Origin of the sequence: Paenibacillus sp. CAA11 (assembly GCF_003060825.1) — a bacterium.
GTDB lineage: Bacteria > Bacillota > Bacilli > Paenibacillales > Paenibacillaceae > Fontibacillus.
In genome coordinates, this window is sequence record NZ_CP028922.1 from 1,901,382 (window position 1) to 1,928,247 (window position 26,866).

Genomic DNA, 26,866 nt, shown 5'->3' on the forward strand with positions numbered 1-26,866 from the left:
ATACCCGAAATCCGAACGAATCGTATCGGAGAATAATGATCAATAGATGCCGCAATGCGGCATGGAACTCTAGGAGGTCCTTTCGTGATTAGAACACAACTTAAAAATGGCCTGCGTGTGGTTCTTGAGCAGATACCGACCTGCCGTTCGGTATCTTTTGGCATTTGGGTGAAGACCGGCTCCCGGAATGAGAGTGTGGAAAGGAACGGAATATCTCATTTCATTGAGCACATGCTGTTCAAAGGAACAGAGCGCTATAATGCAAAGGAAATTGCTGAGCAGTTTGATGCGATCGGGGGAAATGTGAACGCTTTTACCTCGAAAGAGTATACCTGTTACTATGCTAAAGTGTTGGACGAGCATCTGCCCATTGCTGTCGATGTGCTGTCAGACATGTTCTTCCGCTCTCTGCTGGATGAAGAGGAATTGCGCAAGGAGAAGAACGTCATTTTGGAGGAAATCTCAATGTATGAGGATACTCCGGATGATATGGTGCATGATTTAGTCTCGGAGGCAGCGTACGGACAGCATTCCTTGGCACTTCCGATTCTAGGCACGGAAGAACGACTGGAGGCTATGAATCCGTCACATTTGCGCGCTTATATGCGGGAGAAGTATACACTAAGCAATACGGTTATCAGTGTGGCGGGTAACATTAATGACCAGCTGCTGGAACTGCTTGAGAAGTATTTTGGCGAGTTCGATGTGCAAGGTGAGGCTGACGATTTGCAGGCTCCTGATTTTCTGGGGGAACTGAAATTCCACCGCAAGAAAACAGAACAGAACCATATCTGTCTTTCCTTCCAGGGCCTGCCTATCGATAGTGAGCGTCAATATGCCATGGTGCTCCTTAACAATGCACTGGGCGGGGGAATGAGCTCTAGACTGTTCCAGGAAATTCGGGAGAAGCGAGGCCTGGCCTATTCCGTCTATTCCTATCACAGCTCCTATTCGGACAGCGGGTTATTTACAGTGTATGCCGGTACGGCGCCTAAGCAGACTAAGGATGTGCTGGACTTGACCCAGCAGCTTCTGTATGAGGTAGCGACGAAAGGCATTACCGAGGATGAGCTGCATAAAGGGAAGGAACAGCTGAAGGGAAGCCTAATCTTGAGCTTGGAGAGCACTGGTAGCCGGATGAATCGGCTAGGTAAGAATGAACTAATGCTTGGCAGACATTATACGCTTGATGAAATGATTCAACGAATTGAAGCGGTTCAGATGGACGATGTAGACTATGTAATTAATCATATGTTTGCCAAACCATATGCATTAGCTATGGTAGGTGCATCGGACCGTGTGATTGCAGGAGTAAGGAGAGATGAAATTGTCATACCTGGTACAAATTAAACGTATTGAAGGAAATGAGGATATTGAGCTTCCCCGTAAAATGTCCGAGCTGGCTTCCGGATTCGATCTGTACGCGGCGGTTACGGAAGAAGTGACGCTGGCTCCTGGTCAGCGCAGCTTGATTCCCTCGGGATTCGCCTTGTCTATGCCAGCGGGTCTTGAAGCACAGGTCCGTCCACGCAGTGGACTGGCTCTTAAACATGGAATTACTTGCCTGAATACGCCAGGCACGATCGATGCCGATTATCGAGGAGAAATTAAGGTGCTGCTGATTAATTTAGGAGAAGAGCCGTTTGTTATTAAGCGTAATGAACGTATTGCGCAAATGGTGTTTCAAGCGGTGCCCGAAGTTGAGCTGCAGCAGGTGGAGGAGCTTAGCGTGACAGCACGCGGTGCGGGTGGCTTTGGTCATACCGGACGCAGTTAACTAAATATAGCCTGAACGTAAGCCCGGCGTCCATAGTACCTGTTTAGGTCTATGGACGCCGGGCTTTTATTATAGGTTATCGTGCTTTTTGCGGCTGGTTTTTTCACCCATAGCATATGAACTGCATAAGATGAATCTATATTGGGCTAGTTTGGAAAGGAAGTGGCATCTAATGCTTACCGGGTTGACCTTTGTCTTTCTGGGCGGAGATGCGCGGCAGCTGGAAATTATCCGTAAATGTGTGGAATTAGACGCAGCTGTGAAGATTGTTGGCTTCGATCAGCTTGAACCTAAAATTACAGGAGTACAGGAAGAGGAGAAGGTTAGCCGAGAGCTTTTATCTTCGGCAGATGTGCTCGTACTTCCAATTGTAGGTACGAATGAGAATGGGGAAGTCTCGGCCCCCTTCTCAGATAAGACGTTGGCCCTGCTTGATGAACATTTGGCCGCGCTGCCCAAACATGCACTGGTCTATACAGGAATGGCAAAAAACTACTTAAGGACTTTATGTGAACAGCATGGCATTAGGCTTATCGAAATGCTGGAGCGCGATGATGTGGCCATTTACAATTCAATTCCGACTGCCGAAGGGGCCTTAATGATCGCGATTCAAAATACGAACATAACGATTCATGGGTCGAACTGTATAGTTTTGGGAATGGGGAGGACAGGGTTTACGATGGCTCGCACGCTCCAGGGAATGGGAGCTAACGTGAAGATAGGCGTAAGGCGGAGCGAGCACTATGCCCGCGCTCTGGAAATGGGCTGGAAGCCTTTTATGACAGCGGATTTGGCCGCTCAGTCGAGCGACATTGACTTGCTTTTTAATACAATTCCGACTATGATAGTCACAGCGCAAATCATCTCAAAAATGCCTCGTAAGACGGTCATTATCGACCTTGCTTCCGCCCCTGGAGGGACGGATTTCCGCTTCGCTGAGAAGCGTGGAATTAAGGCGATGTTGGCGCCAGGCTTACCCGGAATCGTCGCTCCCAAAACCGCTGGTATCATATTGGCGAATTGTATTTGTCAATCGGTCATGGAGGAGTATAAGACTCGGGGGGATGAAATGTGAATTGGACTGGTAAAACCATTGGTTATGCTGTAACAGGATCGCACTGCACCTTGGAGGAAGTCATGCCGCAGGTACAGCGCTTTGTAGATCTCGGCGCACAGGTGGTTCCAATTGTATCAACGTCAGTGATGAATACAGATACTCGATTTGGCACAGCAGATAACTGGCAAAAGCAGTTGAAAGACATTACAGGGAATGATATTATTTCTACAATTGTTGATGCTGAGCCGCTAGGACCATCCAAGCGGTTGGATGTGCTGGTAATCGCTCCTTGCACAGGAAACACGACCAGCAAGCTGGCAAACGCTATGACAGACAGTCCTGTATTAATGGCTGCAAAAGCTATGCTTCGCAATCTAAGACCTGTAGTTCTGGCGCTATCTACGAACGATGGACTCGGCTTAAATGCAGCCAACATCGCCAAGCTGCTCGTAGCAAAGAACATTTATTTTGTTCCGTTCGGTCAAGACAGTCCAGTAGCCAAGCCGAATTCGCTGGTTGCGGACATGAATTTGATTCCAGAAGCCTGCTATGCTGCTATGCAAGGCAAACAGTATCAGCCGATGCTTGTTCAACGTGTCCAATCTTAATAACATAGCTGATTCACTAAATTTACCATATAGATAGTAAAAGAGAGGGAGACGTGCCAGATGAGTAAAACGAAATTTAATGTCGCGGTCGTTGGCGCGACTGGAGCAGTTGGGGAACAGATTATCGGATTATTAGAGAAACGTGATTTTCCAATCGATAAGCTGAAGCTGCTGTCATCTGCCCGTTCTGCAGGAAGCGTCGTGACGTTCAAGGGACAGGAGATTACCGTTGAAGAAGCTGGCCCGGACAGTTTTGAAGGCATTGACATTGCTCTGTTCAGCGCAGGCGGAGATGTGTCGAAGGCACTGGCTCCACATGCTGTTCGTCATGGTGCCGTCTGCATCGACAATACGAACGCATTTCGGATGGACCCTAATACACCGCTTGTTGTGCCTGAAGTCAATTCTGAACAGATCGCTAAGCATCAGGGAATTATCGCTAATCCGAATTGCTCGACAATTCAAATGGTAGCAGCCTTGAAACCTTTGTATGACCGATTTGGGATTTCCAGGATTATTGTTTCTACTTATCAAGCGGTCTCGGGCGCGGGCAGCCGTGCCATTGAAGAGCTCAATCGTCAAAGCAAAGAGGTGCTTGAGTCGGGATCGACGACTCCTGATATTTTGCCTGTAGGGTCATTGCCGGTTAAGCATCAGATTGCCTTCAACGCAATACCGCAAATTGATAAGTTTCAGGATAACGGCTATACTCTGGAAGAAATGAAGATGGTTCGGGAGACAAAGAAAATTTTCGGCGACGAATCCGTTGAGGTAACGGCAACATGTGTCCGCATCCCTGTGGTGTATGGTCATTCCGAGTCTGTATATGTAGAACTGAAGAACGACTATGAGCTGGACGAGGTTAGAAAACTGCTGTCCGAAGCTCCTGGAATCGTTGTTGTGGATGATCCGACCACCCAATCCTATCCGCTTGCAACAGAAGCGGCAGGGAAGAACGAGGTGTTTGTAGGCCGAATTCGCCGCGATTTGACGAATAGCAAAGGCTTGAATCTGTGGATTGTTTCAGACAACCTGCTCAAGGGTGCTGCCTGGAATGCCGTGCAGATTGCAGAGACTTTTGTCTCCCAAGCATAAATATAAAAAGGTTTGAATAAGGATCGGCCGAGCAATCGGCCGTCTTTTCTTGCACTTTACATTGGAGGTTTGTTCCATGCGCATAATGGTGCAAAAGTTCGGGGGTACATCGATGGCTACTTCCGAAGCAAGAGAACAAGTAATTGGCCATATTCAAAGAGAACTGGAGCGGGGATATCGCCTAGTGGTTGTAGTATCGGCGATGGGTCGCAAGGGAGATCCTTACGCAACAGACACACTCCTGGACCTTATAGAGAAGAATGGGAATGCTCTACCTACAAGGGAAAGAGATCTCCTGATGTGCTGCGGCGAGATTATCTCGGCAACGACATTATGCAGTCTTCTGGAAGCAAGGTCGATTACAGCAAGCGTACTTACGGGAGCACAGGCTGGTTTTAAGACAGATGACACATACGGAAATGCGCGTATTCTGGATGTTGTACCAAGCCGAATTCTGGACGATCTGGAGCACAAAGATGTTGTGATCGTGACGGGGTTTCAAGGACAAAGTGCGAGTGGCGAGTTTACAACCCTTGGCCGCGGCGGCAGTGACACATCGGCAACAGCCCTGGGTGCGGCTCTTCATGCTGAGATGGTCGATATCTATACCGATGTGAATGGTATTTTAACGGCAGATCCTAGGATTGTACAGGATGCCAAACCGCTCGCGTATGTCAGCTATACTGAAATATGCAATATGGCTCACCAAGGCGCCAAGGTTATTCATCCTAGAGCGGTCGAAATTGCGATGCAGGCCGGAGTTCCGATTAGGGTCAGATCTACCTTTAGCGACAGTGAAGGAACGCTTGTAGCGAACCCAGAGGGCTTCAAGGATGTTCAGACAGGGATGATTGATCGTCTTGTAACAGGCATTGCTTATGTCGGTAATGTGACTCAAATTACGGTCGAATCGGATGAGCGAAGACATCATTTACAGCTGCAGGTATTCAAGACCATGGCAGAGCATGGGATCAGTGTCGATTTTATTAATGTAACCCCAAGCGGTGTTGTATATACCGTCTTTGATGATCAAGCAGAGCGGGCTGCGGCTGAGCTGGAGAAGCTAGGATTATTGCCTAAGATGTTGAAGGGCTGTGCCAAGGTATCCGTCATTGGCGGCGGTATTAATGGGGTTCCCGGCATTATGGCTAAGATTGTAGAGGCCTTGACCGAGCATGATATTCAAATATTGCAGTCGGCAGACTCCAATACGACGATCTGGGTTCTGGTAAATAAAGAGGATATGGTACCGGCATTGCGGGCACTTCATACTAAATTTGAACTGCACATGTAGAGTGCGTGAATAAACAAGCAGGAGGGGTACAGGTGGATTTCGGAAGATTAATTACAGCGATGGTTACACCATTTGACGACAATGGGAACATTGATTGGGATCAAACAGCCAAGCTTGTGGACTATTTGATTGAGGAGCAGAAGGCCGACACCCTGGTTGTATGCGGTACGACAGGCGAGTCACCGACGCTTACGGAGGAAGAGAAGCTCCACATGCTTGATTTTGCAGTGAAGCATGCGGCTGGCCGTTGCAAAATTATCGCCGGTACTGGCAGCAACAGCACCGCTCATTCTATTCATTTAACCCGTGAGGCAGAGAAGCTTGGGGTTGATGGAGCATTGCTCGTTGTACCTTATTACAACAAGCCGAATCAAGAGGGCTTATACCGTCATTTTGAAGCGATTGCCAAGTCAACATCCCTGCCAATCATGCTGTATAACATTCCAAGCCGGGCGGTTATCAATATGACGGCCGAGACTACGCTGCGCTTGGCAGAACTGCGTAATGTAGTGGCCGTGAAGGAATGCGCGTCGATTGAACAGGTGGCTACGATTGCTGCTATGGCACCGTCACATTTCAAAGTGTATTCCGGTGATGATTCAGCAGCGCTTCCAGCATTGTCTGTAGGTGCATATGGTATTGTCAGCGTAGCAAGTCACATTCGCGGGCCTCAAATGCAGGAGATGATTGGTGCATATGTGAACGGGGAGATTCAGACAGCTGCCAAGCTTCACCAAGAGCTGCTGCCTATCTTCAAAGGCCTGTTTGCTTGTCCGCATCCGGTGCCTAATCCAGTGGCTATAAAGGTGGCTCTGAACGAGCTAGGCATCCGGGTTGGTTCTGTTCGCCTTCCTCTTGTGCAAGCGACAGAGGAAGAGGCGGCTTTTGTCAGAGAGCTGCTTCACTAATCACTAATATAATCAATGATTTGCATTTACAGGATAACCTGCTAAAAACCGATACTCCCTCAGGGAGCATCGGTTTTTTCCTTTTGTGAGAAGGTATATATAAAAATACGGCTTAGTTCCTGACTTGTATTTTGGCAATTTAATCATGTATAATGGGTTCAAGTGACTGGGTGCGGTATATATTTGAATATTTATATAAGAACAAACTTCCAACGGAAAGTTCTTCAACGCAGGTGGCCGCGAGCAGCGGAAGTTTATTCTTGCGACGACAGAGTCTTTTTATGAGAAGTAGGCTCTTCTTATATCGAAACAACAATATGACGTCCAAACTTATAGGAGGGTTAGATTCACTTGTCCAAAAAAAATAATACTGATAAATTAACGATCTTCGCGCTGGGCGGTGTGGCAGAAATCGGTAAGAACATGTACGTTGTCCAATACGGGAATGATATCGTTGTCATTGATGCCGGGCTTAAGTTCCCAGAAGAGGACATGCTTGGAATTGATATTGTCATTCCTGATATTACTTACTTGACGGAGAATCGTGATAAGGTAAGAGGAATTGTGCTAACACATGGTCACGAAGATCACATCGGTGGTCTGCCTTATGTGCTTAGAAACTTGAATGTGCCTGTTTATGGCACCAAGCTTACACTGGGCCTAGTAGAGAACAAACTGAAGGAAGCGAACCTGCTGGGAGAGACCAAACGAATTCTGATTAACGCTGATTCGGAGATTCAGCTGGGCGGCTCGCTCAAAGCAACTTTCTTCAAGACAAACCATAGTATTCCGGATTCTGTTGGTGTATGCATCGAAACTCCGGAAGGCAATGTAGTGCATACCGGTGACTTTAAGTTTGACCATACACCTGTCAATGGTCAATTTGCGGATTTACAGCGGATGGCTGAAATTGGCAGCAAGGGAGTACTTGCCCTGCTGTCAGACAGTACAAATGCTGAGAAACCAGGATTTACTCCTTCTGAGAAGAATGTCGGCCTTGTTCTTGACGACATTTTCCGCAAGGCACAACAGCGGGTAGTGGTTGCAACCTTCGCTTCAAACGTTCACCGTGTACAGCAGGTTATTGATGCTGCCTATAATACGAACCGTAAAGTAACCATTATTGGAAGAAGTATGGTGAATGTAGTAAGCATCGCTTCCGAACTTGGTTATTTGAATGTACCTGACGGCATTCTGATCGAGCCGGAAGAAGTAAACAAGATGGCAGCGGATCGGGTTGTCATCTTATGTACAGGCTCCCAGGGCGAACCGATGTCCGCACTTACGCGGATGGCCCGTTCTACTCACCGCAAGGTGGATATTTTGCCAGGCGATACGGTTATCATTGCAGCTACTCCTGTTCCAGGAAATGAAAAATATGTGGGACGAACTATCGACGAATTATTCCGTTTGGGGGCAGAAGTTATCTATAGCGGCTCCAATTCGGGAGTGCACGTATCTGGACACGGTAGCCAGGAAGAGCTTAAGCTTATGCTGAATCTGATGCGTCCGAAGTTCTTCATCCCGATTCACGGGGAATACCGCATGCTTCGCAGACATGCACTGCTAGGGGAAGCAGTAGGAATTCAATCCGAGGATATCTTCCTCATTGATATCGGTGATACCATCGAGATTCAAAATGGCGTGGCCCGTAAAGCCGGTAAAGTGCCTGCGGGTAACGTTCTGATTGATGGTCTTGGCGTGGGTGATGTCGGCAATATCGTGCTTCGTGACCGCAAGCTGCTGTCGCAGGACGGTATCCTGGTAGTCGTAGTTACCTTGAGCAAGCAGGATGGCAAAATTGTCTCCGGTCCGGATATTATCTCGAGAGGATTTGTCTATGTGCGTGAGTCCGAAGGTCTTTTGGATGAGGCCAACCGGATCGTATCCAGCACACTGGAGAAGCTGATGAGTGAGAAGGTTAACGAGTGGGCTTCCTTAAAGACTAATGTCAAAGAAGCGCTGGGACGTTTCCTTTATGAGCAAACCCGCCGCAGACCGATGATTTTGCCAATTATTATGGAAGTTTAATCTAGGGTATAACACTTTAACGGATTAGGCACACAGTCGCCTCTTCTCTGACAGAACATTGGACGGTTCTGATGGAGAAGAGGCTTTATGTATTTGGGGGTCTTTTTGTTCTGAGCTGGTTTTGTATAGAGCGGGGAAGATGTTCGGCATACTAATGTCAGTTACGTAATCTTTAGCTGCCTGACAGCGAAAGCGAAAGGAAGAGATGGATGAGTGAACAGCCGCAAAAACAGTCTCCGGATACGGAAACGGTTCCTCCCCAAGTAAGCGCACCTGTAGAACAAAAGCCGCCGGTTGCAGAGTATATTCAACAATTTGGCCAAACAGCCGTTCCACCAGCCGAAACGTCCAATATATTTTGTCTAACTATAATCGGTCAGATTGAGGGGCATCTTGTGCTGCCTCCCCAAAATAAGACAACCAAATACGAGCACCTCATTCCTCAGCTTGTAGCTGCAGAGCAGAGTGCTAAAATTGAGGGAATTCTCATTATGCTAAATACCGTAGGCGGGGATGTGGAGGCAGGACTTGCGATTGCTGAGATGATTGCCTCATTGTCTAAGCCCACCGTAACGGTGGTTATTGGGGGCGGACACAGCATTGGAGTGCCTATTGCGGTATCGTCGGACTATTCTTTCATAGCTGAAAGTGCAACGATGACGATTCACCCGATTCGGATGACTGGCCTTGTGATCGGAGTACCGCAGACTTTTGAATATATAGAGAAAATGCAGGAAAGGGTTGTTCGTTTTGTAACCGCCCATTCTCGCATTAGCGAAGAGCTGTTCAAGGACTTGATGTTCAAGACCGGGGAGTTGAATCGAGACATTGGAACAGCTGTAGGGGGGATAGATGCAGTAAAATATGGCTTAATCGACGGTATAGGCGGAATCGGAGAGGCGATGGTTAAGCTGAATCAACTGGTTGAAGCAAAACGCCAGGCGCCTGCAGGGGGGCTGACACAATGACGGTTTATACCATCATTCCCGAGGAGATGCTTTGGGAGGGCCATGAGGAGCAAGAGGTTTATACAGAAATGGAGGTCAATGGAGTTCTGCTTCAAGTGCGTATTGAGCCGGATCGTAGAGCTACCATTGTAAGGCTATTAAGATGCAGTCTGGACGATTATTTGAATCCTGCTTATGCTCCGGGTTCGGAAGTTATTTTTGCCCCAGCACTAAGAGCAAGAAGCTAAATCTGCATAGGTAAAATGGATGTTGGCTCCCAGGTGATTATGCTATAATAGTCATCTGGGGGTGTTCCGATTGGCCGGCAAAAAGCGAAAGAAAAAACGCGCCACATTAGCTGGTGCATTGAAATATGAAATATACGGGATCATCCTAATTACACTCTCGATTATTGCCCTGTCGGGGGAAGCTGCGGTTGGAAGATCGTTATCCAAGATGGCTGCACTGCTATTGGGCAAATTCTACTTTGTCATTCCATTAGTAGGTATATACATAGGTCTATATGTCATGATTAAGCGAAAATGGCCTAACGGCTGGAATCAGCGGCTAAGCGGCACTTTGTTATTGGTGCTTACCTTGGCTTTGAACAGCACCATCTCTGCAATGGGGCAGAAGCTGTTGCCGCTGGTGGGCCTTACACCGGGGCACATTTTCACCCAGGTTAGGCTGGATTTGCAGCATGCGCTCAGTGCGCCGGATTACGGCGGGGCAGTAGCGATCTTTAATCTGGATATTAGCGGGGGCTATGTGGGGGCTGCCGAATTTGCCCTACTCAGCATGCTCTTCGGACTTGCAGGAAGCAAGTTAATTATGATCGTCATGTATGCTGTCAGCTTCATGCTGATTACGAGCCTCTCATTTGTGGACCTGGCGCAAATGGCCCGCAGTGGGATTGGCAACCTTGCCAAGCTTGCTGGGAAAAAGATGAGAATGATGAAGCCGGTTCCTGTCTCCTCAAAGGCCTCAAAGGCCTCAAAGGCCTCAAAGGCCAAGCCTGTTATTCGAGAGCCTGAGTATGTGGATGATGATGATGAGGACTACGAGGAAGAAGTGGCTCAACATCAGAAGGCAAAGGCTAAGCCAGCTTTCTTCCAGCTGCTTGGATTAAAGGACCGTCATAGGGATGTATCTGATGATGAAGCTCATGAGCGGTATCAAGAGGACAGCATCTCCGAGAATGAACAGGCCAGAGTGATCAATTGGAATGACGTCAGTTATGACCACGAGAATCACGAGGATGCCGAACCAATCATGAAGCCGGGGAGGGAGGATTCCGGTCTCATTATTCGGGACTTCTTCGATCATATCCAGAATGAGGACCGTTCTCTGGATGACGATAAGGAAGCTTGGCCGGAGGAGGAGCATCTGGCAGATGCTGCGGATGATGTGCATAGGCTGGAGGATTCAGAGCTATCCCCAGCGCCCCCAGACTCTTATGATCCAGCAGTAGAAGGAGCGCAGGTGGCGGAGCCGGGGGAGCCTCCTCCGCAGCCAGCTGTATCTGAGGGAGAACAGCCTCCAGTTCCTCCGAAGCCCGCTCCAAAGCCGTATAAATTGCCGCCATTTAGGCTTCTGTCGAAGCCAACCAATGGAGGCAAAGCCGGGGATCAGGCGGATTACATGAGCACTGCCCGCAAGCTGGAGGCTACGCTCGAAAGCTTTGGGGTAAGGGCGCGTGTGCTTGAGGTTGTTCGGGGTCCGGCAGTAACCCGGTACGAGATTCAGCCGGATATTGGAGTGAAAGTCAGCCGTATTGTTAATTTGACAGATGATATTGCGCTAGCCTTGGCCGCAAAGGATATTCGAATGGAAGCTCCAATCCCGGGAAAATCGGCAATTGGAATTGAGGTTCCTAATAATGAAGTGTCCGTAGTTACGATGAGAGAGGTTATGGAGACACCAACTTTTCAGGAAGCCGAAGCTAAACTTACGATTGCTTTTGGACGGGATATTTCAGGTCAGACGATTGTGGGTAACTTGGCTAAGATGCCCCATTTGCTTGTTGCAGGAGCTACAGGCTCAGGGAAGTCGGTATGCATTAACGGGATTATTACCAGTATTCTATATAAGGCCAAGCCGGACGAAGTGAAATTTATGATGGTGGATCCTAAGATGGTCGAGCTCAATGTATATAATGGCATCCCTCATTTGCTCGCTCCCGTAGTCACCGATCCGAAGAGAGCTTCGCTCGCACTCAAGAAGATCGTGGTTGAGATGGAGAAACGCTATGAGCTGTTCTCCAAGTCAGGTACGCGGAATGTAGAAGGCTATAATAATCTGATGAAGGACAACCCATCCGCCATTTTGCCTTATATTGTTGTTATTGTGGATGAGCTTGCCGATCTGATGATGGTCGCCGCCGGGGATGTAGAGGATGCGATAGCCCGGCTGGCCCAAATGGCCCGTGCTGCAGGTATCCATCTCATTATTGCAACACAGCGCCCATCTGTAGATGTTATCACCGGCGTGATCAAGGCTAATATTCCATCCCGGATTGCCTTTGGCGTATCTTCACAGGTCGATTCACGAACGATCCTCGATATGGCAGGAGCCGAGAAGCTGCTTGGCCGGGGGGATATGCTCTTTATGCCCATGGGGGCTTCCAAGCCAGTCCGTGTGCAAGGTGCTTTCATGAGCGATCAGGAAGTGGAGAATATTGTGAATTTTGTCCGCGATCAGGGACAAGCTGAATACGATGAAAGTCTGGTGCCTGAAGTGGATGAGACGATCCAGGAGCCGGAAGAACAATTGGACGAGCTGTACGATCAAGCAGTTCAAATAGTTGTGGAGGCCAAACAGGCGTCGGTATCACTTCTTCAGCGCAGAATGAGAGTAGGCTATACGCGCGCCGCAAGGCTGATTGATTCTATGGAAGCCAGAGGCGTTGTCGGTCCGTATGAAGGAAGCAAACCGCGAGAGGTGCTCATTTCGGTGGAACAGTACCGTCAGAGTAAGATTAGCTCATAGCAAACCTAATCCATAGCTTTTTGGCCCTGCCGGGTTTCCGGTAGGGCCTTTTTTGGCTGTGACCGGCGGTTCAGCGGAGCTGCAGGAAGAGTCATGCATAGGAAGCGGCATCGCATGTCATACTAAAGTTACCCACCCTTGGTTAAACCCACAAGAGAAAGGTAGAGCTAAACATATGAAAAACCTAAAGTTCTGGTTAATCACTGGTTTATCGCTGCTTCTGATTTTTACGGCTGTGAGCGTATATCAAATCCAGAAGGCACCGGTAGCCCGTAAGATGCCCGTTCAGGAGAAAGCTGAGCCTGTCTTCAGCAATCAAGTTCTCCAAACCGGCGCATTCGGTCAAGATGTGTATGAGCTTCAGGGTCGTTTGGAGTTTTTAGGGTTTTATCATGGAAAGCAGGACAGTCACTTTGGTACGTCCACGCGGACAGCTGTAATGGAGTTCCAGAAAGCATTTGGGATGAAGGCGGATGGAGTTGCGGGTGGACAAACTAAGCTTAAGCTTTACAATGCAACTAAGCATTGGCGCCCTAAAGCATCCTCTTATAATCCGAATCCTGACGCCAACGCGGGAGCCGCAGCTTCGGAGGGGAATGCCGCACAGTCTGCGACTGAGAAGAATTCTGGAGGAGGCAAAGATGCCTCCATGGCGTCTGCCAATTCGCTTGGACTCACTGAGAATGATCTGAAAATCATGGCCAATGCCGTGAACGGTGAGGCTCGCGGGGAGCCGTTTGAGGGACAGGTGGCTGTTGCAGCTGTTATCCTCAACCGGGTGAAATCCCCGAGTTTCCCCAATACGGTGTCTGGAGTAATCTTTCAGCCAGGAGCGTTCACCGCAGTTGCTGATGGCCAGATCTGGCTAGAGCCGAATGAGTCATCCAAGAAGGCGGTTAGACAAGCATTAAGCGGATGGGATCCAACTGACGGCTGTATTTACTATTTCAATCCGGAAACGGCCACTTCGAAGTGGATTTGGTCTCGTCCTCAAGTGAAAACCATCGGTGCGCATATCTTTTGTATGTAAAAAATATAGCTTGACAAGAAGCAACCAACCGCACTTAAGTCTGGTTGCTTCTTTCCTTTGGGTTGGTATAGAATGGAACTACATTTTACAAAAAACGAAGTTACAGTCTCTAAGTAAAGGGGTTATGACCTTTGAATACGCCTAAGTTCGAACGGGGACAAGTGAAGCATATCCGCATTCATGTGTTGCCAACAAAACGCTTTAAAACCTTCGCTGTTTCATTATATGCAGGGATTCCACTGCAAGAAGACACGGTAACTCCTACTGCCCTGACTCCATTTGTCCTAAGACGCGGTACATCCTCCTATCCGGAGACGACTCAGTTCAGGGAGCAGTTGGAGCTTCTTTACGGTGCAGGCTTTGGATTTGATGTGTACAAACGCGGAAATTACCAGATTGTTCAGCTGCGGATGGATACGATCAATGATTCCTTTGTCAATACAAATGAATCTTTGCTTGACCGTACTCTCGCCTTTATGGGAGAGGTTGTCACAAGTCCGGTAACCGAACACAGTAGCTTTAGAACAGCTTATGTATCGGCAGAGAAGGAGACCATTCGCAAGAAGCTCGAATCAATCATTAATGATAAAATTCGTTATGCGGCAGAACGCTGCATTGAAGAAATGTTCGAGGGCGATGCTTACAGGCTGCATCCGTTGGGACGCCGGGAAGATCTGGAACAGATTTCTCCTGGGAATCTCTATGCTTCATATCAGAAATGGCTGCAGGAAGCCAGCCTTGACTTATATGTTGTCGGGGATACTACACTAGATGAAGTAACCAAGCTGGTTGAACGAAGCTTCGATGTAAATCGTGATCAAGCAGTTGATTACAAAACGTTATCTTTTGACTATACACCGCGCGAGGTGAAAACAGTTATTGAGCGTCTGGATGTGAATCAAGGAAAGCTCAATATGGGGCTTCGCACGCCTATTTCATACGGTGATGACCGATATGCCGCAGCACTGATGTATAGCGGAATCCTAGGAAGCTACCCACATTCCAAGCTGTTTGTTAATGTTAGAGAGAAAGAAAGTTTAGCTTATTACGCTGCGTCTCGTTATGACGGGCATAAAGGACTGGCCACGATTCAATCCGGTATTGAGATTGAGAATTATGAGAAGGCGCTGAATATCATCAAAGAACAGTTGGCCAGTCTGCGGGAAGGCTCCATCAGTGACCTGGAGATGTCCCAAACGAAGGCGATGATCCGCAACCAGTTGCGTGAAATGCAGGATTCTGCTTTTGAAATGATTGCCTATGATTTCAATCGTGTAATTTCCGGCAAGGAGCGCACGGCTGAAGAACTGCTTGCTCAGGTAGAGCAGGTTACGAAGCAGGATATCGTGGCGGCATCCGAAACTTTCCACTTAGATACGATTTATTTCTTGACAGGACAGAAGGAGGGATGACCGTTGGATAACATCATATATGACCGGCTGCAAGAGACAATTTATCATGAGACTATGGATAACGGGCTCGAAGTTTATGTGCTTCCGAAGCCTGGTTTTTCCAAGACTTATGCTACATTTTCCACGAAGTATGGCTCAGTCGATAATCACTTTCAGGTGGAAGGCCAGAAGGAGACTCAGGTTCCAGACGGGATCGCTCACTTTTTGGAGCATAAGATGTTTGAAGAGCCTGAAGGTGATATCTTTGCAACTTTTGCTTCAAACGGTGCTTCTGCCAATGCGTTCACAAGCTTTGATCAGACCGTGTACCTCTTCTCGGCAACTGACCACATTCATGAGAATTTGGAGACTCTGATTAACTTTGTGCAGCATCCGTACTTTACAGACCAAAATGTAGACAAGGAAAAAGGAATTATCGGCCAAGAGATTCAAATGTACCAGGATAACCCGGATTGGCGTGTGTACTTTGGCTTAATCGAGGCAATGTACAAAACCCATCCTGTGCATATTGATATCGCTGGGACGGTAGAATCCATTGGAACCATCACCAAAGAAACGTTGTATACCTGCTACCACACTTTCTATCATCCAAGCAATATGATCCTGTTTGTAGTTGGCGGGGTAAATCCGCAGGAAGTGATGGATTTGGTCCGTGCGAACCAGGCTGCCAAAGATTACAAACCGCAGGGGCAAATCCAACGCATATTTGAAGAGGAACCTGCTGAGGTTGCGGAAGCTAAGCGAACTGTGGAGTTGCCGGTATCGCTGCCTAAATGCCTGTTTGGCTTCAAGGAGACTCGTCTGGGTTTAAGAGGCGAGGAACTGCTGCGCCATGATCTGACAAGTAAGCTGATGCTTGATCTGCTCTTTGGCTCAAGCACCCCACTGTATCAGAAGCTGTACGACGCTGATCTGATCTCCGACAGCTTCGGCCATGAGTTTAGCAGTGATCCTGCTTATGCCTTCTCTGCGATAGGCGGAGACACTAGGGATCCTGAGCTTCTGCTATCCACCGTTAAGGAAGAGGTAAGCAAGCTGGTGGAGACTGGCTTTAAGGCGGATGATTTCGAACGCGCGCGGAAGAAGAAAATTGGCGGGTATTTGCGCATGCTGAACTCACCTGAGAATATCGCCCATGAATTCACACGCTATCGCTTCCGCGGTGGGGATCTGTTCGAGGTGCTTCCTGTTTATGAATCCATTACACTTGATGAAGTGAACGCCAGACTGCGTGAACATATTAATTGGCAGCAATTGTCGATTTCGCTTGTGGTGAGCCCAAAATGAATTTGGTTGCCGGGGGAGATAAGAAATTCGGGGAAATGACTGTATTAGTTACGGGGGCCAGCCGGGGCATTGGAGCCAAGATTGCAGAACGCTTTGCTTCGGTTGGAATGAACGTGGTCATTCATTACGGGAGATCCCATGAAGCGGCTAATGAGGTAGCCCGGAGATGCATGGAGCAGGGGGCCAAGGTGTATACAGTTTCAGCTGATATTCGCAGCAGAGAAGAAATTGAACGAATGCACCAGAAGCTGGAGGACCACGGCCTCTATCCGGACATTCTGGTGAACAATGCAGGAATCGCCAGGTATGGACTGCTCTCCGATGTTAGCGAAGCGGAGTGGGATGAGGTCATGGATGTTAATTTGAAGGGCCTGTTCCTTTGTACGCAAGTCTTTATGCCTTATATGATCAGCCAGAAGTTTGGTCGGATCATCAATGTGTCGTCCGTATGGGGAATCTCAGGAGCTTCTTGTGAGGTGGTTTACTCTGCTGCCAAGGGAGGCGTTAATGCGTTCTCTAAAGCGCTGGCTAAGGAACTTGCTCCTTCAGGCGTAACGGTTAATGCGGTAGCGCCTGGCGCAGTGATGACCGATATGATGAAAGACTTTGAAGCCGAGGAGCTAAGGCAACTGGAGGAGGAGATTCCGGCCGGAAGGCTCGCCGATCCTGATGAAATTGCTTCGCTGGTTTACTTTTTGGCGCTTCCGGAATCCAGCTATATCACTGGGCAGATTATAAGTCCTAACGGAGGCTGGATCACATAAGCTGTTAAATACTGCAGTGATTAGAGGGAGTTTTTTCAAGTGACTGGCTCTGTATAAAAATGTCCCGTAAAACACATATTACGACTGTTGATTTTAAATCTGCGCCAAACGAAGGAGGATTTATCATGTCAACAGTAATCAGCAGTTTTGACTCGTGGAAGAAGTTTCTAGGGGAGCGAGTAAAGCATGCCGAGAATGCGGGGATGAGCGAGGAGTCCATTGCGAACCTTGCTTATGAAATCGGTGGATTTCTTGACCAGAAGGTTGACCCTCAGAACGCATCGAACCGTACACTCAAAGAAATTTGGGATGTAGGGAACGAAGAGGAACGCAAAACCATTGCCCGCTTGATGGTTAAGCTGGCGAAGAAACACGCTTAAGGAATTCTGTTGTCTCATTTGTTCAATTTCAACTCTTTTGTTATGATGAAAAGCTCCCTTTTTTGGGGGCTTTTCAACCATATATGACCAGAACATGTCTTCCGCTTGCCTTTCATTTTTATTTTATATATCATTAAACACGATTGTACTTTTTTGTATAGATTTCTGAATATTTTTGGAGAGTATAATCGATTTAGAGAGGAAGTACGAAATTTCTGTCGAAACATGGAGTGAAATAACAAAATGGGTGTGGAGAAAGAGTTGAAACAATGGTACCTGGAGTACACAATACATAAGAATCGACCGGGATTGCTCGGGGACATTGCCTCCATGCTCGGCATGCTGGAAGTCAACATTCTTACTATCAATGGTGTAGAGGGTAAGACCCGCGGAATGCTGCTGGAGACGGACGATGACCGAAAAATCGAGCTGCTGGGCGAGATGCTCGGCAAGGTGGACAATATTACGGTGAGTGCCTTGCGTAACCCTAGGCTTGTTGACAGGCTAGCGGTAAGGCATGGACGGTATATTGACCGAGATTCCGACGATTTGAAGACGTTTAGGTTCACAAGAGACGAACTTGGATTACTGGTAGATTTTTTGGGTGAAATATTTAAGAGGGATGGGCATCAGGTCATTGGGCTTCGCGGTATGCCGCGTGTCGGTAAGACGGAGTCGATTATTGCCGGCAGTGTGTGTGCCATGAAGAGATGGACTTTTGTCTCCTCAACGCTACTTCGGCAGACGGTTCGAAGCCAGCTCTCAGAGGATGAGGGGAACCCTAATAATGTGTTTATCATTGATGGTATTGTCAGCACATTGCGATCCAATGAAAAGCATCATCTGCTGCTTCAGTCCATTATGAGCATGCCTTCTACAAAGGTGATTGAACACCCGGATGTGTTCATGCAGGAGTCCGAGTATGGCTATAACGATTTTGACATAATTATAGAATTACGAAACAATCCGGACGAGGAAATCGTTTATGATACGTTCGTAACTATTTATAATGATGATCTATAAATTTTACAGACTATATAAACAGGGGGTGATGGTATGTCGGATCTAGGCCAGCAATTAAAAGAAGCGCGTATGTCGCGTGGACTATCGCTGGATGATGTACAAGAGATGACAAAAATTCGCAAAAGATATTTGGAGGCCATCGAGGCAGGTGATTATAAGGTTCTGCCGGGAAGCTTTTATGTTCGAGCCTTTATCAAGACCTACGCAGAAGCAGTGGGAGTAAATCCTGACGATCTGCTGACAGAGCATCAACAGGATGTTCCTGTGCCTGAGGCTGAGCCAACAATGGAGCCGGTTCTGCAGCGGACGAGAACGAAGACCTCATCTGTGGATCGTAATGCCAAATGGCTCTCCACCACGTTAATGTGGTCTTTTGCTGTTATTATCGTGGTTGTTATATATCTTGTTGTGGTTTACAGCAACAAGGGTGACGAGAAGCAGGCGGTTGATCAGACTCCTGTGACCAATAAGCAAGACCAGGGCACTTCGACTGCACCATCTGGGGATGCGAAGGACAAAGCGGACACAGATAGCAAGAGCAATACACAGGATCCAGCAGGTGGTGGATCGACCGGTACAGACACTGCACCAGGTACTGAGCAAGGAGATGCTGCGAATCAGCAAGGTACGACTCCTCCGCAGGAGGGAACAGGGCAAGGTACAAATGATAATACACAGACTCCTGTAACCGAAGGTGTTACTGTAAGTGAGAATGGAAGAAAAGGCAGCGCGGCTCTCTTTAATGTTCAAAGCCCTAATTCCGCACCCGTTAAGGTAGTCATTACAGCTTCTGGTGCCAGCTGGGTTGAGGTGCGCCGCGGCGATAAAAGCGGTGAGAAGCTCTACTATCAAAACACTAAAGATGGCGAAGTCCTCAGTTATGATTTGGACAGTCAAGGACTATATATTAAGTCCGGCGCATCCTCGCGGACAGTTATTACTGTAGGCGGTCAAGTCGTGGATGACGGAAGAAATACCTCCAAGATCCAGCTTGAACTGACGGCTCCGAACGGAAGCCCGGATAATTCTGCTGGCAACGGCGGAGCAGAAGGAGATAGCGGAGATGGCACGACCTCCAGCAATGAAGGGAATGGAGAATAAGCCTGACTAATCATGGAAAGAATATGAGTGCTTTCACTTATGCACCCTATTCTTGAAATGAAAAGTGAGGTGTACACCATGACCGTAAGCTGGATTGTCACCGGATTAGGAGTTGTTGTATCTCTTCTCGGATATTACTTGACTCCAAATGCTTGGGGTTACGGTATATTGGGATTTGGACTCGCGCATATCGTATTAGGCATTCTGGATATGTTCAGACAGCCGGAACGCGAGCAATCCCGGTAATGTGTTGAACAGACGGGCGCTCACCGATCAGAGTAGATCGGGGCAGCGCCTGTTTTGTTAGGCAAAGAGCATCTAAATTAGACTTCATATTGCATTTTTCATATAATGTAAAAATAGTTTAGATCTGCAGGAAAGGTAAGTGATGGTATGAGTTCAGAAAATTCATTCGATATTGTGTCAAAGGTCGATATGCAGGAACTGACCAATGCTATTCATCAGACAGAGCGCGAAATTGAGAACCGATTTGATTTCAAAGGAAGCAAAAGCAGCTTAAGTCTAGAAAAGGATGTGCTGGTTGTTGCTTCTGATGATGAATACAAGCTTGGAGCTGTCATTGATATCCTCCAGTCTAAGATGATCAAACGAGGCCTTCCAATCAAAAATTTAGACTATGGCAAGGTTGAGCCGGCAGCGCTCGGGACAGTTAGACAACGCATTACCCTGAAGCAAGGAATTGATCAGGAGAACGCCAAGAAGATCAATGTACTAATTCGTGACTCCAAATTGAAAGTAAAGAGTCAAATCCAAGGTGATCAAATTCGGGTTAGTGGAAAAAGCCGTGATGATTTGCAGGCAGTCATCGCATTACTACGCAAATCGGATATCCCGCTAGACCTCCAGTTTACGAATCTGAAATAAAGCTTTATTGAAGGCCTTTCTTCCGTTTTTTCCTTCACGGAAGGCAGGCCTTTCGGCGTTTTGACACTATATTTTTCGTATATTATACTTGTATGGATTGGTTTTGGATTAGACGGCTTAAATAAGTATGGGGGACTTCTGTATGAGAGAATTAGAACAAGCTTCAGCTTCGGTTTCTAAACGCTATTGTGATTTATCCGTAAGTAATCACTTCCTGTCAGGGGAGGCTTTACAGTGAATTTGCCTAACCGTATTACATTAACCCGCATTTTTATGATTCCTGTTATGCTAGTATTTTTGCTGATCGATTGGGAATGGCCTTATTCCATTGAGTGGGGTTCTTATTCGCTGCCGATTAATCAACTGATTGCCGCATTATTATTTATTCTGGCTGCCAGTACTGATGGAATTGATGGTTACTTGGCAAGAAAAAACAATATGGTGACAAACCTGGGCAAGCTTCTTGATCCTTTAGCGGATAAGCTGCTGGTTTCAGCCGTGCTGATTTCCTTGGTAGCCTTGGGCAAATGTGATGCTTGGATTGCGGTGGTTATTATAAGCCGCGAATTTGCAGTAACCGGCCTTCGTGAGGTCGCCTTGCTTGAAGGTTCTGTGATAGCGGCAAGCAAATGGGGGAAGGCGAAGACGATTACACAGATTGTTGCTATTACTGTGATCCTGCTTAACAACTTCCCGTTCGAATGGCTATCTATCCCATTTGATGAAATTGCAATGTGGCTAGCCGCACTGATCACTATTTATTCTGGGATTGATTATTTTGTGAAGAATAAGAAGATCCTCTCCATCACCAAAGCATAGAGGTCCCTATAGTTCAACAGTCATCTTTGAGGAGGAGAAGTAGATATGAAGGCTGAAATTATCGCAGTAGGCACTGAATTATTGCTCGGTCAAATCATGAACAGCAACGCGCAGTTTTTATCTCAGGAACTTGCCGCGCTGGGGATTGATGTATACTTCCAAACTGTTGTTGGAGATAACATGCAGCGGTTGAAGCAGGCCATTCATACAGCAGAAGATAGAGCGGATCTGATCATCTTCACAGGAGGACTTGGTCCCACACAGGATGATCTGACTAAGGATGCGCTGGCTGAAGTGCTGGATCGTTCCCTACATATTGACCGGATGGCCATGGATCATGTGGAGAGATTTTTCAAAGAACGTTCCCGGCCGATGACGGAGAACAATCGTAAGCAGGCACTCTCCATTGACGGTGCAACACCGCTCCCTAATGAGACGGGCTTAGCTATTGGAAATGCTATTTCACAAGGTGGTAAGCACTATGTGGTACTGCCCGGCCCGCCGAGTGAAATGAAGCCGATGTTCTTTTCTCAAGCCAAGCCGTGGATTATGCAGCAGGTATTGACCGGAGAGATGCCTATATACTCTAAAATGCTCAAATTTGCCGGAATAGGTGAGTCTGCTCTGGAGACCGAGCTAATGGATCTAATTGAAGGTCAAAACGATCCCACGATTGCCCCATATGCTAAGGAGGGGGAGGTCACGATCCGGCTCTCCACGAAGGCGGCTTCGGAGCTGGAGGCTATGAAGAAGCTTGAATCGGTGGAGAATCAAATTAAGGATCGCCTTCCGAATCATATGTATGCGTCCGAAGATCAGCCTATTGAGAAAGTGCTCATCGATATGATGACAGAGCAGGGACTGACGATGGGAGCGGCCGAGAGCTGTACGGGAGGCCTGCTGATGCAGGGAATTACATCAATCCCTGGCAGCGCCTCTGTATTCAAAGGGGGAATCGTATGCTACTCCAATGAAATGAAGGAGAAGCTGCTGAATGTTCCCCACGATATGCTTGAAGGAGAGAACGCTCCTGGTGCTGTAAGTGCAGAGACGGCTCGAGTGCTCGCAGAGCAGGTGCGAATGATCACCGATGCTGATTATGGCCTCTCCATCACAGGTGTGGCAGGACCAGGGTATTCTGAGCGGAAGCCGGTCGGCCTTGTGTATCTCGGCCTGTCCGAGCGCGGCGGAGAGACTGTAACCTATGAGCTAAACTTGAAGGGGAACCGTCAAACGATCCGCAAGCGTTCGGCTAATACGATTCTTTACTACCTTTGGTTGAAATTGAAGGCCCGCGGTGGTGAACGGAAAGAGAATCATGAGCAGTAAACTTTGCTCTATTCTATTTTATGAAGTATAATTATAGGAACGGAAGAACCGTAGCCTGTTTTGCTGGCTGCGGTTCTTTTTGCACCTTTAATTGGAAATTCCACTTTGGAAGGAGGGCTTGTCTCAACAAAAAAAAAACGAATGTATGTTCGAAAAAATGCTTGGCAAACGCTCTAAAACGAGGTACAATTATATATGTAAGAACATCACTGTATTTATTATTTATAAGGATGTGAGCTGATTGTCAGATCGTCGTGCTGCGCTGGAAATGGCGCTTCGTCAAATAGAAAAGCAATTCGGTAAGGGTTCCATTATGAAGCTTGGGGAATCCACTCATATGCAAGTAGAAATTGTGCCTAGCGGATCGTTGGCTTTGGATATTGCTTTAGGAACCGGCGGACTCCCGCGCGGTCGTATTATTGAAGTGTATGGACCGGAATCCTCAGGTAAGACAACAGTTGCATTGCATGCCATTGCTGAAGTTCAGAAGGTTGGCGGACAAGCTGCATTTATTGATGCAGAGCATGCGCTTGACCCTTCTTATGCGAATAAACTTGGTGTTAATATAGATGAACTTTTGCTCTCTCAGCCAGATACAGGGGAACAAGCTTTAGAAATTGCTGAAGCGCTTGTGCGCAGTGGCGCGGTGGATATTATTGTTATCGACTCTGTAGCAGCTCTCGTTCCTAAAGCTGAAATTGAGGGTGAGATGGGCGATTCCCATGTGGGCCTTCAAGCAAGATTGATGTCCCAAGCGCTTCGTAAGCTGTCCGGGGCCATCAGTAAATCTAAGACGATAGCGATCTTCATTAACCAGCTTCGTGAGAAGGTTGGCGTTATGTTCGGAAATCCGGAAACAACACCGGGCGGACGGGCTCTGAAGTTCTATTCCACGGTTCGTCTTGATGTCCGTCGTATTGAGACGATCAAGATGGGAAATGACATGGTTGGTAACCGTACCAGAATCAAGGTTGTTAAGAACAAGGTTGCACCTCCATTCAAACAAGCAGAGATTGATATTATGTATGGTGAGGGCATTTCCAAAGAAGGAAGCATCATCGATATTGGCGTCGAGCATGATATCGTGGATAAGAGTGGTGCCTGGTATTCTTATGCGGGTGAACGGTTGGGTCAGGGCCGTGAGAATGCGAAGCAATTCCTTAAAGAGCATCCGGAAGTGTCAGATGCTATTGAGCAGAAGATCCGCGAAGCAAGCAATTTGACTACCGTTGTTCCTGCGGCTAGTGCCGAGGAATCCGAGGCGGAGAAGTTGGAAGAGCAAGCGCTTTTTGAAGCCGAATAAGGATAAGATGGAAGAGTGCTCTGAAGGTTTAGAGGGCACTCTTTATTTTTTATTTGAAGGGAATGAAGATCCGTGGAGAGTGCTGACCGGCGGAGAGCAATAGGGAGCCCTTACCCCAGCCTTCCTGGCGACCCGGAACAGCTGGTAGAGGATGTATCTGTTGAAATTGAAGACCAAGGAGGGTTGGACGCCTTCCCCGAAGATGAGGCCTTGCCAATAACAGGTGTTGAACGCCTCAAGGGACGTGACAAATACCGGTATCGGATACGATTTGGCACTCATGATATAGATGTGCATGAAGATGTGATGATTAAATTCAGAATGATTAAGGGAGCTGTATTTACTAAGCAAGAGCTGGAAGAGATCGTCCTAGCAGATGAGAAGCAGCAGGCTTATGCTGCAGCGCTTAATTATCTGAGCCGAAAGCCGCGCACCCAGCATGAAGTCACCATGCGCTTAAATGAAAAAGGGTGGGAAGAAGGTCCTGTGGCTGAGGTTATACACCGCCTGGAGCGTGAAGGACTGCTAAATGATGCGCTATACGCAAGAGAATGGGCAGAACAGCGTGTTCGAAGCCGGGGCAAGGGTAAGATGTGGGTCCGTCAGGAACTGCGCCAGAAGGGCGTATCTAAGCCGCTGATTGAAGAAGCCCTAGGAGAAGTAGCTGAGGAAGAAGAGTACCAGAGTGCTCTGGCGCTTGCGGGTAAGCGCTGGGACAAAGGCTCGGGAGAGATCGTGGACCGGAAGCGGAAGATTGCTGCATTTCTTATGCGCCGGGGTTTCTCTGGCTCTATAGCATCTCGGGTTGTCCGTCAGCTAGCAGATCAGAACTATAAGGCAGATGATGAAGTGGATTGGATGTGCTAAACGCTCTTAAGCCTTAGGAAGCGGGTGTCATCGCTTGACAATTTCTTTACAGGAATAATAAAATGAAACATGAATCTAACAAAAGATAGTTGTCTATTTTTCCTTCCAAAAAATGCGACTTCTATACAAGATTCCTTTCGTCTCATCTTATTCGGCCGGTTCTTAAAGCCGTAAGGGGTGGCGACGACCGCGCATGAATCAGCATGTGCTACTGAATCGGCATGAATATCGATTCTTTGTATGATGATTAATGTGAAAGTAAGTTTGAAAAACTGCACACGTCCCAAGGGAATGCCTTGGAGGAAACAACGAGGAGGTGAACAGATATGCCTGTTTGGCTCATTATTTTTCTCGTTGCCGCCGTGTCATTATTCTTTGGGTTCGGGATCGGATATTTTATCCGCAAATCTCTTGCAGAAGCTAAAATTTCCAGTGCAGAACATGCGGCCTCTCAAATTATGGAGAACGCCAAGAAAGAAGCTGAAGCACTGAAGAAAGAAACGGTTCTGGAAGCTAAGGATGAGATCCACAGACTTCGGGCCGAAGCTGATAAAGACATTCGTGAACGTCGGAATGAAATACAACGGCAAGAAAGACGATTGTTGCAAAAGGAAGAGTCGCTGGATAAAAAATTGGAATCGCTGGAACGCAAAGAAGAACAAGTGGCTGGCAAAGAGAAGCGTATTGAAGAAACCCAGCAGCAAATCGATCTTATTTACAAGAATCAAGTCACCGAGCTCGAGCGAATCTCCAATCTTACTATGGAAGATGCAAGAAGCATTATTTTGAATAATGTGGAGCAAGAGGTTCGCCATGAAACGGCACAGATGATTAAAGATATCGAACAGCAAGCTAAAGAGGAAGCGGATAAGAAATCCCGTGAAATCATTACGCTGGCGATTCAACGCTGTGCAGCCGATCATGTCGCTGAGACAACAGTATCGGTTGTGACTCTGCCTAATGAGGAAATGAAAGGCCGGATCATCGGACGTGAAGGACGGAATATCCGGGCGCTTGAGACGCTTACCGGTATCGATCTTATTATCGATGATACGCCGGAGGCCGTTATTTTGTCAGGCTTCGATCCGATCCGCCGGGAGATTGCCCGCACTGCGCTTGAGAAGCTTGTGGCCGATGGCCGGATTCACCCAGCCCGCATTGAGGAAATGGTGGAGAAATCCCGCCGTGAGGTTGACGAGCGTATTCGTGAATACGGTGAACAAGCTACATTTGAAGTGGGCGTACATGCGCTCCATCCAGATCTAATCAAGATTTTAGGTCGTCTGAAGTTCCGGACAAGCTACGGACAGAATGTGCTTAAGCATTCCATGGAAGTTGCCTATTTGGCTGGTTTGATGGCTGGAGAGCTGGGCGAAGATGTTGTTCTTGCGAGAAGAGCCGGACTGCTTCATGATATCGGTAAAGCGCTGGATCATGATGTGGAAGGATCTCACGTTGAAATCGGCGTGGAGCTGGCAAAGAAATACAAAGAGCATCCAGTGGTTATCAACAGCATTGCCTCTCACCATGGCGATGTAGAAGCTACTTCTGTCATCGCTATGCTAGTAGGTGCAGCTGACGCTTTGTCGGCAGCAAGACCTGGAGCACGCCGTGAAACGCTGGAAACTTATATTCGCCGTCTTGAGAAGCTGGAGGAGATCTCTGAATCCTTCGAGGGTGTAGAGAAATCCTATGCTATACAAGCGGGCCGCGAAGTTCGCGTTATGGTACAGCCTGAGAAGATTGATGATGCGGAAAGCTTCCGCTTGGCACGTGATATTACGAAGATGATTGAAAGTGAACTGGATTACCCAGGACACATCAAGGTTACCGTAATTCGTGAGACAAGAGCGGTTGAATACGCAAAGTAGAGGATATGCTGATAAGGCGGCCCCGGAAGGGGCCGCTTTTGTCATTAACCGTCATGCTCTCATAGAATGAAGGGAATATAGGCATGAACG

At 47.6% G+C, this 26,866-nt stretch carries 25 protein-coding genes; all 25 read left to right on the forward strand.

Annotated features, from left to right (window positions below; translation table 11 throughout):
- Positions 1-84: 84 nt before the first annotated feature.
- Complete coding sequence (locus DCC85_RS09010; RefSeq protein WP_108465285.1) at positions 85-1,350, forward strand: M16 family metallopeptidase; 1,266 nt, start codon at positions 85-87, stop codon at positions 1,348-1,350.
- Positions 1,322-1,777 carry a dUTP diphosphatase gene (gene dut / locus DCC85_RS09015; protein ID WP_108465286.1) on the forward strand — a complete coding sequence of 152 codons (456 nt, stop codon included), beginning with the start codon at positions 1,322-1,324 and terminating at the stop codon, positions 1,775-1,777. Before DCC85_RS09010 ends, dut begins: the two co-directional genes overlap by 29 nt.
- A gap of 172 nt (positions 1,778-1,949) precedes the next feature.
- A complete protein-coding gene (dpsA, locus tag DCC85_RS09020) occupies positions 1,950-2,852 on the forward strand; it encodes a dipicolinate synthase subunit DpsA (RefSeq protein ID WP_108465287.1) in 903 nt (300 codons plus the stop codon).
- The gene (locus DCC85_RS09025; RefSeq protein ID WP_108465288.1) at positions 2,849-3,442 is read left to right on the forward strand and encodes a dipicolinate synthase subunit B; all 594 of its coding nucleotides are present in this window, start codon (positions 2,849-2,851) and stop codon (positions 3,440-3,442) included. Before dpsA ends, DCC85_RS09025 begins: the two co-directional genes overlap by 4 nt.
- Positions 3,443-3,502: 60 nt before the next feature.
- Positions 3,503-4,537, forward strand: coding sequence for an aspartate-semialdehyde dehydrogenase (locus tag DCC85_RS09030; protein WP_108465289.1), 1,035 nt, complete (start codon positions 3,503-3,505; stop codon positions 4,535-4,537).
- 76 nt (positions 4,538-4,613) lie between these two features.
- The gene (dapG, locus tag DCC85_RS09035) at positions 4,614-5,831 is read left to right on the forward strand and encodes an aspartate kinase (RefSeq protein WP_108465290.1); all 1,218 of its coding nucleotides are present in this window, start codon (positions 4,614-4,616) and stop codon (positions 5,829-5,831) included.
- Between the two features lie 32 nt (positions 5,832-5,863).
- Positions 5,864-6,739 carry a 4-hydroxy-tetrahydrodipicolinate synthase gene (gene dapA / locus DCC85_RS09040; RefSeq protein WP_108465291.1) on the forward strand — a complete coding sequence of 292 codons (876 nt, stop codon included), beginning with the start codon at positions 5,864-5,866 and terminating at the stop codon, positions 6,737-6,739.
- 351 nt (positions 6,740-7,090) lie between these two features.
- Positions 7,091-8,770 carry a ribonuclease J gene (locus tag DCC85_RS09045; protein WP_108465292.1) on the forward strand — a complete coding sequence of 560 codons (1,680 nt, stop codon included), beginning with the start codon at positions 7,091-7,093 and terminating at the stop codon, positions 8,768-8,770.
- A 209-nt stretch (positions 8,771-8,979) separates the two neighbouring features.
- Entirely contained in the window at positions 8,980-9,738 is a 759-nt protein-coding gene (locus DCC85_RS09050) for a ClpP family protease (protein ID WP_108465293.1), read from the forward strand.
- Positions 9,735-9,965 (forward strand): YlzJ-like family protein, encoded by a 231-nt coding sequence (locus DCC85_RS09055; RefSeq protein ID WP_108465294.1) that lies wholly within the window; start codon positions 9,735-9,737, stop codon positions 9,963-9,965. Before DCC85_RS09050 ends, DCC85_RS09055 begins: the two co-directional genes overlap by 4 nt.
- Before the next feature lie 70 nt (positions 9,966-10,035).
- Entirely contained in the window at positions 10,036-12,705 is a 2,670-nt protein-coding gene (locus tag DCC85_RS09060; protein ID WP_108465295.1) for an FtsK/SpoIIIE family DNA translocase, read from the forward strand.
- Between the two features lie 175 nt (positions 12,706-12,880).
- Complete coding sequence (sleB, locus tag DCC85_RS09065) at positions 12,881-13,735, forward strand: spore cortex-lytic enzyme (protein WP_108465296.1); 855 nt, start codon at positions 12,881-12,883, stop codon at positions 13,733-13,735.
- A 131-nt stretch (positions 13,736-13,866) separates the two neighbouring features.
- The gene (yfmF, locus tag DCC85_RS09070) at positions 13,867-15,147 is read left to right on the forward strand and encodes an EF-P 5-aminopentanol modification-associated protein YfmF (RefSeq protein ID WP_108465297.1); all 1,281 of its coding nucleotides are present in this window, start codon (positions 13,867-13,869) and stop codon (positions 15,145-15,147) included.
- A gap of 3 nt (positions 15,148-15,150) precedes the next feature.
- Positions 15,151-16,434, forward strand: coding sequence for an EF-P 5-aminopentanol modification-associated protein YfmH (gene yfmH, locus DCC85_RS09075; RefSeq protein ID WP_108465298.1), 1,284 nt, complete (start codon positions 15,151-15,153; stop codon positions 16,432-16,434).
- On the forward strand, positions 16,431-17,198 hold the full coding sequence (ymfI, locus tag DCC85_RS09080; RefSeq protein WP_108465299.1) for an elongation factor P 5-aminopentanone reductase: 768 nt from the start codon (positions 16,431-16,433) through the stop codon (positions 17,196-17,198). The genes yfmH and ymfI overlap by 4 nt, the downstream gene beginning before the upstream one ends.
- A 125-nt stretch (positions 17,199-17,323) precedes the next feature.
- A complete protein-coding gene (locus DCC85_RS09085) occupies positions 17,324-17,578 on the forward strand; it encodes a DUF3243 domain-containing protein (protein WP_108465300.1) in 255 nt (84 codons plus the stop codon).
- 243 nt (positions 17,579-17,821) lie between these two features.
- Positions 17,822-18,601, forward strand: a complete 780-nt coding sequence (locus DCC85_RS09090) for a DUF3388 domain-containing protein (RefSeq protein ID WP_108465301.1) — start codon at positions 17,822-17,824, stop codon at positions 18,599-18,601.
- 33 nt (positions 18,602-18,634) lie between these two features.
- Positions 18,635-19,702 (forward strand): RodZ domain-containing protein, encoded by a 1,068-nt coding sequence (locus DCC85_RS09095; RefSeq protein ID WP_108465302.1) that lies wholly within the window; start codon positions 18,635-18,637, stop codon positions 19,700-19,702.
- Positions 19,703-19,759: 57 nt separating this feature from the next.
- Positions 19,760-19,948 carry a hypothetical protein gene (locus DCC85_RS09100; RefSeq protein WP_234414498.1) on the forward strand — a complete coding sequence of 63 codons (189 nt, stop codon included), beginning with the start codon at positions 19,760-19,762 and terminating at the stop codon, positions 19,946-19,948.
- A gap of 147 nt (positions 19,949-20,095) precedes the next feature.
- Positions 20,096-20,587 (forward strand): YajQ family cyclic di-GMP-binding protein, encoded by a 492-nt coding sequence (locus DCC85_RS09105; protein WP_108465304.1) that lies wholly within the window; start codon positions 20,096-20,098, stop codon positions 20,585-20,587.
- Positions 20,588-20,821: 234 nt separating this feature from the next.
- Complete coding sequence (gene pgsA / locus DCC85_RS09110; protein ID WP_108465305.1) at positions 20,822-21,406, forward strand: CDP-diacylglycerol--glycerol-3-phosphate 3-phosphatidyltransferase; 585 nt, start codon at positions 20,822-20,824, stop codon at positions 21,404-21,406.
- Between the two features lie 45 nt (positions 21,407-21,451).
- Positions 21,452-22,735 carry a competence/damage-inducible protein A gene (locus tag DCC85_RS09115; protein WP_108465306.1) on the forward strand — a complete coding sequence of 428 codons (1,284 nt, stop codon included), beginning with the start codon at positions 21,452-21,454 and terminating at the stop codon, positions 22,733-22,735.
- Between the two features lie 241 nt (positions 22,736-22,976).
- Positions 22,977-24,038: a recombinase RecA gene (gene recA, locus DCC85_RS09120; RefSeq protein ID WP_108465307.1), complete on the forward strand. Its 1,062-nt coding sequence runs from the start codon at positions 22,977-22,979 to the stop codon at positions 24,036-24,038.
- 72 nt (positions 24,039-24,110) lie between these two features.
- A complete protein-coding gene (locus DCC85_RS09125) occupies positions 24,111-24,905 on the forward strand; it encodes a regulatory protein RecX (protein ID WP_108465308.1) in 795 nt (264 codons plus the stop codon).
- A gap of 326 nt (positions 24,906-25,231) precedes the next feature.
- Complete coding sequence (rny, locus tag DCC85_RS09130; RefSeq protein WP_108465309.1) at positions 25,232-26,776, forward strand: ribonuclease Y; 1,545 nt, start codon at positions 25,232-25,234, stop codon at positions 26,774-26,776.
- Positions 26,777-26,866 lie beyond the last annotated feature (90 nt).